The sequence below is a fragment of the Synergistaceae bacterium genome, assembly GCA_017450125.1.
GTDB lineage: Bacteria > Synergistota > Synergistia > Synergistales > Aminobacteriaceae > JAFUXM01.
In genome coordinates, this window is record JAFSWZ010000016.1 from 17,199 (window position 1) to 30,299 (window position 13,101).

General features: G+C 54.9%; 11 protein-coding genes. 7 read left to right on the plus strand and 4 right to left on the minus strand.

The window, feature by feature from the left end:
• Window positions 1-10: 10 nt before the first annotated feature.
• The gene (locus tag IJT02_03320) at window positions 11-922 is read left to right on the plus strand and encodes an ankyrin repeat domain-containing protein (protein ID MBQ7543953.1); all 912 of its coding nucleotides are present in this window, start codon (window positions 11-13) and stop codon (window positions 920-922) included.
• Complete coding sequence (locus IJT02_03325; protein ID MBQ7543954.1) at window positions 915-1,625, plus strand: hypothetical protein; 711 nt, start codon at window positions 915-917, stop codon at window positions 1,623-1,625. Before IJT02_03320 ends, IJT02_03325 begins: the two co-directional genes overlap by 8 nt.
• Before the next feature lie 47 nt (window positions 1,626-1,672).
• On the opposite strand, the gene malQ is transcribed toward IJT02_03325, so the two are convergent.
• From malQ to IJT02_03340, 3 genes are all read right to left on the minus strand, one after another.
• A complete protein-coding gene (malQ, locus tag IJT02_03330; GenBank protein MBQ7543955.1) occupies window positions 1,673-3,193 on the minus strand; it encodes a 4-alpha-glucanotransferase in 1,521 nt (506 codons plus the stop codon).
• Window positions 3,194-3,213: 20 nt separating this feature from the next.
• A complete protein-coding gene (locus IJT02_03335) occupies window positions 3,214-4,542 on the minus strand; it encodes an amidohydrolase family protein (protein ID MBQ7543956.1) in 1,329 nt (442 codons plus the stop codon).
• Window positions 4,543-4,610: 68 nt separating this feature from the next.
• Complete coding sequence (locus IJT02_03340; protein MBQ7543957.1) at window positions 4,611-4,874, minus strand: hypothetical protein; 264 nt, start codon at window positions 4,872-4,874, stop codon at window positions 4,611-4,613.
• A gap of 96 nt (window positions 4,875-4,970) precedes the next feature.
• Here IJT02_03340 and IJT02_03345 point away from each other — a divergent pair, with 96 nt between their 5' ends.
• The 5 genes from IJT02_03345 to citG all read left to right on the plus strand — a co-directional run bounded on the left by IJT02_03345 (window position 4,971) and on the right by citG (window position 11,404).
• A complete protein-coding gene (locus IJT02_03345; protein ID MBQ7543958.1) occupies window positions 4,971-5,213 on the plus strand; it encodes an iron-only hydrogenase system regulator in 243 nt (80 codons plus the stop codon).
• A complete protein-coding gene (gene hydE / locus IJT02_03350) occupies window positions 5,210-6,250 on the plus strand; it encodes a [FeFe] hydrogenase H-cluster radical SAM maturase HydE (protein MBQ7543959.1) in 1,041 nt (346 codons plus the stop codon). Before IJT02_03345 ends, hydE begins: the two co-directional genes overlap by 4 nt.
• Window positions 6,251-6,354: 104 nt before the next feature.
• The gene (locus IJT02_03355) at window positions 6,355-7,455 is read left to right on the plus strand and encodes an efflux RND transporter periplasmic adaptor subunit (protein ID MBQ7543960.1); all 1,101 of its coding nucleotides are present in this window, start codon (window positions 6,355-6,357) and stop codon (window positions 7,453-7,455) included.
• 3 nt (window positions 7,456-7,458) lie between these two features.
• The gene (locus tag IJT02_03360) at window positions 7,459-10,572 is read left to right on the plus strand and encodes an efflux RND transporter permease subunit (protein ID MBQ7543961.1); all 3,114 of its coding nucleotides are present in this window, start codon (window positions 7,459-7,461) and stop codon (window positions 10,570-10,572) included.
• On the plus strand, window positions 10,538-11,404 hold the full coding sequence (gene citG, locus IJT02_03365; protein ID MBQ7543962.1) for a triphosphoribosyl-dephospho-CoA synthase CitG: 867 nt from the start codon (window positions 10,538-10,540) through the stop codon (window positions 11,402-11,404). Before IJT02_03360 ends, citG begins: the two co-directional genes overlap by 35 nt.
• Here citG and IJT02_03370 read toward each other — a convergent pair.
• Window positions 11,379-13,034, minus strand: coding sequence for a DEAD/DEAH box helicase family protein (locus tag IJT02_03370; GenBank protein ID MBQ7543963.1), 1,656 nt, complete (start codon window positions 13,032-13,034; stop codon window positions 11,379-11,381). The genes citG and IJT02_03370 overlap by 26 nt on opposite strands.
• Window positions 13,035-13,101: the final 67 nt, after the last annotated feature.

A 13,101-nucleotide genomic window follows, 5' to 3' on the forward strand; every position in this document is an offset into this window, starting at 1 on the left:
ACCGGCATTAATGGCTATTATCCGCGACGGCGCGAAATGCACGGAAGACGAGTTTAAGCAGTCCCTGCGGGGAGACCTTTTTCACAACGTGTGGAGTGATGACAGCCAGCTGGCATTCATCAACGAAATGCATTGCCTGATGCTCGGACAAAGTATCATGACCCCAGCCGAGCTGGAACTTATCGCCTACACGTATGCAGGTGATACCGAGTCGGTACGGCGTATCCTCAGCTCTGCGCCCGGCATCAACATAAACGTTCAGACGAGAGTCGGGCGGTACACCCCGCTGATTATAGCGGCAGACGAAGGGTGGATCGAGCTGGTTCGGCTTCTCCTCGAGTCAGGAGCAGACCCCGAAGTCAAGAACCACATGGGAAGAACCGCGCTGTTCGTGGCCGCACAAGGTGTGCTCATGTGCGTAGAACCTCTGCTTGAATACGGAGCGGACCCGAACATTACGGACAAGGTAGGCAATGAGGCATTCGCAAAAATCTTCGAGAGCACGCTTGAGGACATAACGTTCGATATGGTCAGGCTCATGCTGAAGCACGGAGCAGATGTCGACGCACGCAACTCCGCTGAACAGACACCTCTGATGCTGTGCATAAAGGGGAACGAAATTTTTCCCGAGCTGCGCAGAGAAATGGCAAAGCTCCTCCTTGAGCATGGTGCTGACGTTCACGCTAGGGATGACTGCGGCTGCTCTCCGATGTTTTACGCGGTGAATAACGGCAGGGATGAAGAACTGATAGATATTCTCCTTGATGCCGGAGCAGACATGACGGAAGGGCACAGCGACGAGTACAACAGGATCAGGGCCAGGATATGGGGCACGTTCAGCCCTGAAGATTTCGTAACATACGACGATAAAGATGATGATGACGAGGAAGACGACGACGAAGGAGAAGGGCTCGATGACTGACAAGGAAACGCTGGAGATGTTCCTAAGCTGCGACATGTCAACCCCCGAAGAAGTGTTCACGAAGTTCCTCACGCTTCCGGGCGCAAGGAGGTGCGAGCATATAGACTACACCTGCGGCGTGTACGTTCCGGGCACGAGGAGCGACAGGGTTCTTCTTGTTGCGCACGCTGATACTGTGTTCGGCCTCAGAGGGAGGCACAGGATGAAGTTCGAGGACGGCAAATATTCCAGTCTCGAGCCCGGCGAAGGAATCGGAGCAGACGACCGCGCTGGCTGTGCGATACTCTGGCAGCTCAGGGACTCCGGGCACTCGCTGCTAATCACTAACGACGAGGAGATAGGGAGCGTCGGTGCAGACACAATAAGCGTCCGCAAGCCCAACCTTTACGAGGAGCTGAACAATCACAGCTACATTCTCGAGTTCGACAGGAGGCACGGAAGGGACTACAAGGTCTATGACATTCCCGTAACAGACGAGTTCAAGAGGTTCATCGAGGAAGGAACAGGCTACGAGGAGGCCGACAGACGCTCATCAACAGACATCCGTACGCTGTGCGGCTCAATCTGCGGCGCGAACCTGAGCGTCGGCTACTACTGCGAACACACAGAAGCCGAGTTCCTCATCCTCAAGGAGTGGCAGAACACCCTAGACATTGCCCGCAAGCTCCTCGAACCTCCGCAGAAAAGATTTCCCTTAAGATAACGCAAAACCCGCTCTCTCAGCAAGGGGGCGGGTTCTCTTTTTCCCTGCTAGTCTTCCTTGCGAACTCTGCCGTAGAGCTTGCAGGCGGCACGTATTCTGTCGGCCAGTCCGTCAGGAATCGCGTCAGCCTTCATCCTCCACGCCCAGTTTCCCGACGCTGTTGAAGGCACGTTGATGCGCGCTTCTGCACCGAGACGCAGATAGTCCTGCATTGGAATCACTGCCGTGTCCGCAACCGAACTCACTGCCAGCCTCGTAACCTCTGACGTGAAGATGTAGCCGTCCATTACGTCGCGGCCGATATACGAAGCGAAGTTCTTTATCTCGTCCTCCGTCGCGTCATTCTCGAACCATCCGCGCGAGGTGTTGTTGTCGTGAGTTCCTGTGTACACTACGCTGTTGCGGGTGTGGTTGTGCGGAGCGTAAGGGTTGTCGGCTGGATTTCCCCACGCGAAGTGAAGCACGGTCATGCCCGGCATTGCGTAATTACAGCGGACTTCTTCAACATCCGGCGTGATTATCCCCAAGTTCTCCGCCCAGAAAGGCATCTCCGGGAAGTTCTCTTCCAGTGCCGCGAAGAACTCTTTGTGCGGAACGTCAACCCACTCGCCGTTCTTGGCCGTAATCTCGCCTGCAGGAACTGCCCAGTATGCCACTAGCCCCCTGAAGTGGTCTATCCTTACCCTGTCGAACATCGAGAGCAGATTCTTCAGCCTGCGTATCCACCAGTCAAAGCCGTCTGCCTCGTGAGCTTCCCACTTGTAGCACGGGTTGCCCCAGAGCTGTCCGTCCGCGCTGAAGTAATCCGGCGGAACTCCCGCGACTGTTACGGGGTTGAGGTCTTCGTCGAGGTCAAAGAGGCCGGGCTTCTGCCACACGTCGGCACAGTCCATCGTTACATAGAGGGGCATATCTCCCACAAGCTCTATGTGAAGGTCGTTGAGGTGCTCGCGGAGCCTGCTTATCTGGTCGAAGAATATGTACTGACAGAACTCCTGCAGTGCTATTTCCTCCGAGTACTCGGCCTTGAAGTCAGCGAGAGCTTTCGGGTCTCTGTGCCTGAGTTCTTCCGGCCATTCCGTCCACGCTGAACCTCCCTGCACGTGCTTTATCACGCTGAACAGCGCAAAGTCCTCGAGCCATTCCGTGTCATGCACAAACTCTTCACAGTCGCAGCTCGTGCTTCTCATGTAATGTTTGTACGCCGCCTTCAGAATCTCCGTCTTGAACTCACGCGCTGACTCGTAATCCACACGTTCAGGGTTCGCGCTGAAGTCATACTTTGCCGCAAACCTCTTCAGTTCGTCGGACAGAAGCAGGCCGTCTTCCACGAGCAGTTCCGGGCTCACGAGAAGATAATTCCCCGCAAACGCGCTCGTCGGACTGTAGGGAGAGTTCCCGCAGCCCGGGTCTATTGTCGTCATGGGGAGAACCTGCCACATGCTTTGCCCGGCATCATGAAGAAACTCAGCGAACCTCAGTGCTTCGGGCCCGAAGTCTCCTATTCCGTACGGCGACGGAAGCGACGTAACAGGCAGCAATATTCCTGCACCGCGTTTATCAGCCATAATTTACCCTCCCAAAAAGTTTATGAATCGTTCTTGTCGTAGACCTTGACTCCGGCACAGAAAGTCATCGCTACATCAATTCCGGCGATCTCCTCAGGCTTGGCCGAGAAGGGATCTTTTTCCGCGACCGCAACATCAGCATCATTCCCGACAGTAAGCTCGCCCCTGCGCATCTCCGTACTGCCGTTCCACGCCGAAGCCCATGAATACACGCTCACAGCTTCAGCAACGCTCAGCCCTGCGGAAACCATGAGGCCGGTCTTCTTCATCGGTGAAGCCAGCACCTGCCCTGAGCCCGCAGAAATCACTATGCCGTTCATGAACGCAGAATGAAGCTCGTTGTCCTCGCTGCTTGAGGTGGAGATTCCTCCGAGACCGAGTATCCTCATGCGGTCGATGAGCTTGCTGTTGAAGCTGCTGCTCCTCACGAGGTGTCTGGGATTCTTGGGGAACTTCTTGATGATGCGCTCGAGAACGTTGATGCTGTACTGGCTGTTGTCGGCGATAACCTGACAGCCCGAAAGGTGCGCGCTCGTTATCATGTTCTTCTGGTCTTCCTGCTTGAGGTCATCCCTCACCAGAATGCCGCCGAGCCTGCACATCGGAAGCCCGTCGCCGGTCCTCAGGCCTGACGCGAGAAATTCATTCATGCTTATTACTTCATCAAAGCCGAAGTTCAGCCGTACCCTGAAGCTCAACTCTCCATAAGCCTCCGACGAAAAGATGTCCCATATCTTTCCGGCATCCGTATACGCGTCAATCCACACCTCAGAGATTCCCAGTGCGTTCACCTTCGGGGAATACGTCCTGATGAGGTAGAGGATGTCATTCGTGCTCAGCGGAGGAAGGTGCTGTGCTAGGCCGTCAAGCTCTATGTTGTCCTGCGGCATGTTGAACTCGCTCATTGCGGGCGTGTTCAGGACTGCGTGCGTTCTTTTCGCGCCTATGACAGCGCAGGGACGTGAAGGAATTACAGCATCAATGTCGTCGCGGGAGATGTTCACGCTCTCGGGCAGGCCTTGCGCAATGTACCACCCCCGCAGAGGCTCAGGGTTGCTCTGCTGGTACGCGGTCAGCGCGCCGGTGAACTCCTGCAGTGAACGCACAGTACTGAGGCTGAGCCGTTCCTGGTCTTCTGCCCAGCCGAAAAAATCCAGGCTCGTGTCGCAGAACGCAGGCAGCACCGTTTTGCCCTGAAGGTCGATGACTTTGCCGTTAAGTGCGGCGGCTTCGTCGTCAATCGAGACTATACGGCCATGCTCGAACGTTATACATGAGGCTGTTGAGGTCGGTGTATGGATGATGCCGTTGATGAGCGAAAGTTTCTGTGTGTCGTTACGGGTCTGCACGCCCTGCTCCCCTTCCGTGTGCGTGTAAAGTTTGCAGCCCGCCCGTCAATGAGGCAGGCCGCTGTGTGTTATGCAAGCCCTGAATAGTTCTTGCCGATGCCGAATATCTGGAGAGAAGTCTCCATCAGTTCATTCTGCTGCTGTACGAGCCATGCTCCAACTGCCATCTGAGCCTTTGCCTGGCTGATATCCATTGACGCTTCGGCTATGCTCATTGGGTCTGCTCCGCTCTCGAGTGCCTGAGCACTTGCGGCGTTCGCGGTGTTCAGGCCGTTCTGCATCATGGCGAGGCCGTTCTTGCCGAGAGTGTCATAGCTGTTCATGCTTATCATGATTATCACCTCTCTGAAAATTTTACGGGTAACTGATATTCTACTACGAATTGATATAATTACGGCATCCCATAAGTTCAAGGAGGCAATCTGTTAATGGAAACGCGCGTAGCAGTCATGAGCATCATTGTTGAGGACACGTCGTCAATCGAGGAGCTCAACGGAATACTTCACGAGTACAGGGACTACATAATAGGGAGGATGGGGCTTCCCTACAAGCCGAAGCACATAAACCTGATAAGCATAGCCATTGATGCCCCGCAGGACGTAATCTCCGCGTTGTCAGGGAGAATCGGCAACCTTGAGGGCGTGAGCGTTAAGGCCGCCTTCTCGAAGTGAACGCAGAACTAATCCGCAAGCTCGCAGAGACTCACTCGCTGAGCCTCTACGAGTACGAGGAACTTATCACCGGCCGGGACGACTCGGACGCGAGGCTTCTGCGTTCTCTTGCGGTTGAAGCACGTCAGAGAATCTACGGCAATGATGTTTACGTGAGGGGCTTAATCGAAATCTCCAACATCTGCCGCAATGACTGTCTTTACTGCGGAATACGACGGAGCAACCCTAACGCTGAACGTTACCGCCTCACGCCTGAGGAGATAATCTCGTGCAGTGATGAAGGGTACAGGCTGGGGTTCATGACGTTCGTGCTTCAGGGCGGAGAGGACTCGTACTTCACTGATGAGGTGCTAGGCGGAATCGTGAGGGAGATTAAGGCGCGGCATCCCGACTGCGCAATCACCCTATCAATGGGCGAACGTTCACGGGAAAGCTACGCGTACCTTCGCGGGTGCGGGGCTGACAGATACCTTCTGCGCCACGAGACCGCTGACCCGGAGCACTACGCGCGCCTTCACCCGTCCGGCATGTCGTGGGAACACCGCATGAACTGTCTCCGCGAACTCCGGGAGCTGGGTTACGCTGTGGGGTGCGGGTTCATGGTAGGAAGTCCGTACCAGATTGCGGCGACTCTTGCGCGGGACTTGAAGTTCATCGAGGAGTTCAAGCCGGAGATGTGCGGTATCGGGCCGTTCATTCCGCACAAGGATACGCCGTTCAAGAACGAGCCAGCAGGTACTCTTGAGCTCACGTGCTTTCTGCTCTCGGTGATACGTCTGATTCACCCGCCCGTTCTCCTTCCTGCGACGACTGCGCTGGGAACGATTGACCCTCTCGGCCGTGAGAAGGGAATTATGGCGGGGGCTAATGTCGTGATGCCGAATCTGTCTCCCGTGAGTGTGCGGAAGAAGTACGAGCTCTACGACAACAAGATTTGCACGGGAGAAGAGTCCGCGCAGTGCAGAGACTGCCTGAGCAGAAGGATGGAGAGCATAGGCTATCATGTAGTAACCTGCAGAGGAGATATAATCCGTTAATACTTCACAAGTTCTTCATATCATCGTGATATATACCGCTATGTTATAATCGCAAAAATTTCACACATAATCTATAACATTACTATTTGGAGGCGGTCAGATTAATGCTGAAGTTCTTTACCCGCATTCGTATATTACTGTGGATCTTGCTGCTTGTAGCTGTAGGCTTCATGGTCAGCACTCAGGTACGCGCAAAACTCGCCCAAGCGGCGGCTAATCTTCGTTCTCTGGAGACAGAGACAGTAACAGTATACCCCGTCGAGACGCAGAGAGTAACCACAGCCAACTGGGAAGTGTGGCGGAGCTATTACGGTCAGGCCAAGAGCGCGCACACACAGAACATCACCACCTACGAACGCGAGATCGTCAGGAGCGTGAACGTCGACGTAGGAAGTCCCGTTAAGGCCGGACAGACGTTAATCACACTGCAGGTTGCCGCAAGAGGTGCGCAGGTTCAGTCGGGGAAGACAGCCTATGATGAAGCAGTCCTCAACTACAACAGGCTTAAACAGCTCAATGCTAAGGGCGGCATCTCCAAGAGCGAAGTGGACTCAGCTTATTCGCGCCTAAAGACAGCGGAAGCAGCTTTGAGATCAACACAGTCATCACTACAGCGCACGAGCCTCAAGGCCAGCATCACCGGCATAGTGTCAGCGCGCAACGTCGAACCCGGAGAAATAGCCGAGTCCGGCAAAGTACTCCTCTCTATCGTTGACCCGAAAGAGATGGAAGCCGAGCTCATGGTCTCCAAGAAAGACATCCTCAAGATAAGTCATGGCACAGACGTAGAAATCCGTGTCGACGGGCAAACTCATCAAGGCTTCGTCAAGCGCATCAGCCCCGAAGCACAGAGCGGCTCCGGCCTCTATCCCGTCGTCGTCGGACTGCCCGAGAACTCGGGGATTCTGCCGGGAACGTACGTAGAGGGACGCTTCAAGGTCAGCAGTCAGTATAACGTCGTGGTGATTCCGTCGAGCGTCGTGATTTATCGCGGAAACACGCAGTCAGTCTACCTTGCGGACGGCAATAAAGCCAAGCTCACGGCAATAACGACAGGTGAGGGACGTGAAGGCAGGGTAATAGTTACGTCCGGCCTTAAGCCCGGCGACCAGCTCATCACCAGCGGAAACAGAGTGCTTTACGACGGCGCAGAAATCACGGTTAATTCCTCTGTTGCTGACAGCAATAATTCTAACGAGGGGTAATTTATGCGAGGCTTCATCAGATTCTGCATTTATCACCCCGTTTTCACAGGCTGTTCCGTCGTTATCTGGATACTGCTCGGAATCTCAAGCTATTTCACGCTCGGTGTTACGCTCTACCCTGACGTTGAGCTTCCGTTTGTCCTTGTCCGCACGGTCTATCAGGGAGCTGGCCCGAACGAAATCGAGCAGTTAATCAGCAAACCTCTCGAGGATGCATTAGCCGACCTTGAGAACCTCAAATCCATAACCACCTACTCAATCGAGGGCATCTCGATGGTTGCTGTCGAAATGGAGGCAGGAACTAACCCCGACCTTGCCCTCGTCGACGTGAACAACAAGGTTAAAGCGAAAGTCCCTGACCTTCCCGATGATGCGGACGAGCCGGTCTCCAGCAAGTTCGACATCAGCGCACAGCCCTTCCTGATTGTGTCATTCACGTCGGACATGCCGGAGAAGACGGCCAAGAAGATGATTGAGGACAGAATACAGCCTGTTGTTGCGAGAGTTGAGGGAGTCGGACGCGTTGACGTTACGGGAGGACGGGACAGAGAAATACACGTCAATCTTGACCCTGCGGCACTGAGCGATTACGGTATAAGCTACATGCAGGTGTGCAATGTTGTGGCCGCGAACAACCAGACCACGCCCAGCGGGTACATTACGCAGAGGCAGGACGAAGTGTCGTTAAGGTTGATGGGAGAGTTCAACGAGGTAGAACAGCTCGAGGACATCCTTATTCCGACACCCAACGGCCAGCCTGTGAGGCTCTCGATGCTCGGCGAAGTTGTCGACGGAGAGGAAGACCAGCGCAGTATGGCACGTGCGGACGGTCATCCTGTCGTTCAGCTCAGAATCAGCCCGCGTTCGAATGCTGACGTTGTCGAAGCAGGACGGCAGATTAAGCGTCTAATGGAACGCACAATGAGGGATTTTCCCGACTTCACGTACGAATATACTTACGATGATACGGGCTTCGTAGAGTCGGCGGTCAAGAACATCATACGTGATACAGCAATCGGTATCGCGCTCACCGCGTTGGTGATTTATCTATTTCTCGGCAGGTTCGGAGCTACGTTCATTGTCGCGTTCTCAATGCCCGTTGCGTTTGCGGCTACGTTCGTCCCTCTTCAGATGCACGGCTACACACTTAACCTAATGAGCACGCTCGGCCTCGCACTGTCGATGGGTACGCTCGTCATGAACGCGATACTAATCATCCAGAACATTTACCGTTTCCGCGATATGGGCTATGAACCCTTCGAGGCAGCCGAAGAAGGCACAGTCGAAATCTCAATGTCTGTCTTGGCCGGAGTCTTCACGAATCTCGGGGTGTTTATGCCCGTCGCACTGATGAGCACGATTGCGGGACAGTTCCTGAAGCCTTACGCGGTTACGATTGTTTACGCTACTGCATTTTCGCTGTGGGTAACAATGGCGGTAACTCCATGCCTTGCCGCACGGATGAGGAAGCAGAAAGGCGACACAGGAGAGCTTCCGTTAATCGGCAAGATTCTTACTGGCTGGTGGAACTGGATATTTGACGGCTTCAGGGATTTGTTCTTCATCATCCTGCATGTTGCGATGAGATTCCCTCTGCTCACCGTGCTGTTCACGATACTTGCTACGTACGGTTCTCTGAAGCTGGGCGGGTTCATCGGTACGGAGTTCACGCCGTCGATGGATGACGGGACTGTGAGAATCACCATGACCCTCGACAACAATTCATCGATACACAGGACAGCCGACCTGATTTATCACGTTGAGGATTACATCAACTCACTTCCTGAGCGCAAGTACATCAAGAACGTAGTCTCAACCGTAGCCAGCTCGATGCGTTCGAACTCAATCAGCGAAGCACAGATAGCCCTCTACATGAACGACGATCCCGGCAGACCATCAACGCAGGTTCTGGCTGACAAGATAAGGCCGTACCTTTCGGGGCTTCCCGGAGTGCAGATCTCGATAGCGGCGACGCGTTCAGGTTTCGGCAACCCTATAGAGATTCAGATTAAGGGACAGGACTTGAACCAGCTCTACAGCATCGCAGAAGAGATAGTGGCGCGGGGCAGGAGCGTTCCCGGAGTTAGAGACCTTACGATAGGGATGGAGATGGGCAAGCCGGAGCTTCAGGTCAAGCCGATACGCTGGAGGCTCGCACCTTTGGGGCTGAACATCTCGGACTTGGCCGGAATCGTTAGGGGCTACCTCATCGGACGAGACGCAGGGAAATTCCGTCAGGGAGGCTACGAGTACGACATCAAGGCACGGATTGCTCGCGACAAAGCCAGCGACATCTTCAACGCCCGCGAGCTGCCGATAATGACGGGCTACGGACTCGTTCCGCTAGAAGAGATGGCAGACATTTCATGGAGCGACGGCCCTACGGAGATTCAGAGGGTTGAACGTGAAAGAGCAGTGGTAGTTACCGGCAGGGTGCGCTACATCACTTCGGGTGAGGGCAATGCACGTATGCGCGAGGTCGTGGACGGCCTGACGCTTCCCGAAGGAGTAAGCATAAACTTCGGCGGTGAACAGGAGGACATGGCGGAGAACTTCATAGAGCTCATACGTACTCTGGTTATCGCGATCGTAGTAACGTATCTTGTTGTTGCGGCAATCCTCGAGAGCTGGATATATTCCGTCGTAATCTTGGCGACTGTCCCGATGGCGGCAATAGGTGTCGTTCCGGCAATGCTTATCTCTGAGGTCAACATCTCTATCTTCGCGCTAATCGGAATGATTATGCTTGTCGGAATGGTCGTGAACAACGCAATAGTTGTCGTCGATTACGCGGAAGTTCTGCGCCTTAAGGGAACTCATCCGTATGAGGCAGTCGAGGAAGCGTGTCATGTGCGCTTCAAGTCGCTGTTAATGGCAGTGGTTACGTCGGTTGTGTCGCTGATGCCGCTTCTGTCGACAGGAAGAGGAAGCGAGATGAAGAGGCCGATTGCCGTCGTCGCGATAGGGGGGCTTATTGCGGGAGGAATGCTCGCAATGATCTCGATACCTGCGGCGTATAAACTTGTCTGGCGCGTGCGTCTGTTTTGGGCGAGAATCAGGGGCAGGGAGTACGGCGAGACAGATGAAGAAGAGTACGAGGACGATGATGACGAGTAAGGACATCGGCCGTCTGGCACTTGAAGCAATGCTCGTTGAAGTGTCAGTAACCCCAAAACCCGGCCTCGTCGACAGGAACAACTCAGGAGCCCATAGCGATATGGGCTTCTTCACGTTCCTTAAGAGTGCGGCAGGACTTCGCGGATGGTTTGACGTTTTCGCGGAAGCAGGACAAAACGCAAGCCGCGAGGGAATTTCTCCGGCTGAACTATTCCTCGAGCTTCGGAGGATAGGCATCGAGGCAGAACGCGACATGTTCACTGCAACAGGCGGCATCAACACCCACAAGGGAGAAATCTTCTCGCTGGGAGTCCTGAGTGCATGTGCGGGGTACTGTGCCGGTGAAGTTACGGCGGAAGAAGTCATGAGGCTTGCGGGTGAGGTGTGCGCGGGGCTGTGCGGGAGGGACTTTGCTGGTGTGGAGGATAAACGCAACCCCACGAAGGGCGAGCGCGTGTACATCGAGCACGGAATAACGGGCATTCGCGGAGAAGCAGAGGCTGGCTACCCGTGCGTGAGGGACGCGGGGCTTCCCGCATTAACGAAGTATCTTGCTGACGGGCTCACGATGAATGACGCACTGGCTTTCACGCTCCTGCACATTATGGCGGTGAACCAAGACACTAACATTATCGCACGCCACGACATCAGCACATCCCGCGAGGTCATGAGCACCGCACAACGCCTCATCGACGGCAGGCCAAGCCTCGAGGACTTGCTTCGGCTCGACGCAGAATACATCTCCCGCAACATCAGCCCCAGCGGCAGTGCAGACCTCCTCGCCGCAACATACTTCCTCTACGCGCTCACTCACTCCATCCCCAATTGCTGATGAACGTGAATTTTCCCGACACCTTGTAGTCTATCCACAGCGGAGGCTTGAAGTTCTCGTTGATGGTCTCCGCGAGCCGGTAAAGTTCCCGTGCTCCGCGTATCTCCGAGTGCGGCGGAATCATTACCCCTTGAAGTAAGCTCTTTAGGTTTCTGTAGGCTTTGGTGCTGTCGGGTTCGGGGTGAAGGAGCTTCAGGAACAGCTGCTTCGGGCCCTGCATAAGGTCTTCACTGTAGAAGTCCGCACGTAGCATCGGGATTCCTTCCTTCTTCGAGTAAATAACCTTCCAGAACCATTTGGCGACCTTCATTCGCGTGAGGCCTTCTGATTCGGCTTCTTCTGTGTGCTCGCTTCTCCCCATGATGTCCTGAGTTGTGTTGAGCTCCGACAAATCCGTGAACATATGCCCGCAATGCGCACAGATTCTCGCCCGCCTCATTATGACTTTATGGCACTGCGGACACTCCTTGAACATCTCGCCGAGCTCCTGACGTGAAGACTTCTTGCGGCTTATTGTCCGTCTCGGAGGGATAATCTTCGTGATTGCGCCGTGCCTCTCGATGTTGCCCGCAAAGTCCAGCACGAGGCAGTCCTGATGGTGTCCCGCGCTCTTGATGCGCATTCCCCGCCCGCTCATCTGCATGTACAGTCCCGGCGACAACGTGGGACGCGCCATCACTATCACGTCAATGTCCGGGTAGTCGAAGCCCGTTGTTGCTACTCCGACGTTGGTCAGTGCGCGAATCTTCCCAGCCTTGAACTCGCTGAAGATGCGCTCACGTTCGGCACTCGATGTCTTGCCGGTGATTACCGCCGCGCTGATGCCGTGAGAGGCGAACTCTTCGCACATCGCCTCAGCATGGGAGACGCTCACGCAGAACACAAGCCACGCCTTGCGGTCTCCTGCGCGCCTGATGGTCTCCTCGACTATGCGTGCGTTGTTGTCTGTGCTGTTGACGCGCGCTTCGAGCTCCTGCTTCTCGTAGTCGCCCTGAACCTTGCGCACTCCCTCAACGTCAAGCCGCATGTCTGTGAAGGTTGAGATCAGCTTTGCGAGGAACTTGCGCTTGATGAGTTCGTCTATCGTCGCCGCCTCGAGAAGTGCCGTGAAGATCGCCTCGTCCCCTTCCGTCAATAACCCTTGCCCGAGACGGTAAGGAGTTGCGGTGAGGCCGATGACCCGCATTGACGGGCTGGCTTCCTCAAGAGCAGCAAGAAGCGTCCTGTACATCCCTGAATCTGTGTTGGAGATGAGGTGAGCTTCATCGACGATGACGAGGTCAACACGCCCGAGCTCCCCGCCCTTCTTCCAGATTGACTGTATCCCGGCGACTGTGATTGCGTTGATGTCCTTGCTGCCCAGCCCTGCGCTGTACAGTCCTACCGGTGCACTTGGCCAGACCTGAAGAATTTTCTCCGCGTCCTGCACTAGAAGTTCTTTGACGTGAGACAGCACGAGTATCCTGCCGTCAGGTTTGCGCCGAAGAAACTCCTCGCAGAGCCCGGCACATATCCACGCCTTCCCTGAACCCGTCGGAGCGACTATGCAGGGGTTGCCCTGATTCTCCCTCAGCCAACCGAACACATCACGTATAGCTTTCGCCTGATAATCCCTCAGTCCCTTAATCAATGCGCGCAAATCTCTCCTTCGTTTGGGGTCTGTGAGTGCTGATATTATAGCGTGTTATAATTGCGAA

Bases quoted from the DNA above. Each gene is read 5' to 3' on its own strand.
- IJT02_03320 (MBQ7543953.1), top strand. From the start codon at position 11: ATGGCTATTATCCGCGACGGCGCGAAATGCACGGAAGACGAGTTTAAG.
- IJT02_03325 (MBQ7543954.1), top strand. From the start codon at position 915: ATGACTGACAAGGAAACGCTGGAGATGTTCCTAAGCTGCGACATGTCA.
- malQ (MBQ7543955.1), bottom strand. From the start codon at position 3,193: ATGGCTGATAAACGCGGTGCAGGAATATTGCTGCCTGTTACGTCGCTT.
- IJT02_03340 (MBQ7543957.1), bottom strand. From the start codon at position 4,874: ATGATAAGCATGAACAGCTATGACACTCTCGGCAAGAACGGCCTCGCC.
- IJT02_03345 (MBQ7543958.1), top strand. From the start codon at position 4,971: ATGGAAACGCGCGTAGCAGTCATGAGCATCATTGTTGAGGACACGTCG.
- IJT02_03355 (MBQ7543960.1), top strand. From the start codon at position 6,355: ATGCTGAAGTTCTTTACCCGCATTCGTATATTACTGTGGATCTTGCTG.
- IJT02_03360 (MBQ7543961.1), top strand. From the start codon at position 7,459: ATGCGAGGCTTCATCAGATTCTGCATTTATCACCCCGTTTTCACAGGC.
- citG (MBQ7543962.1), top strand. From the start codon at position 10,538: ATGAAGAAGAGTACGAGGACGATGATGACGAGTAAGGACATCGGCCGT.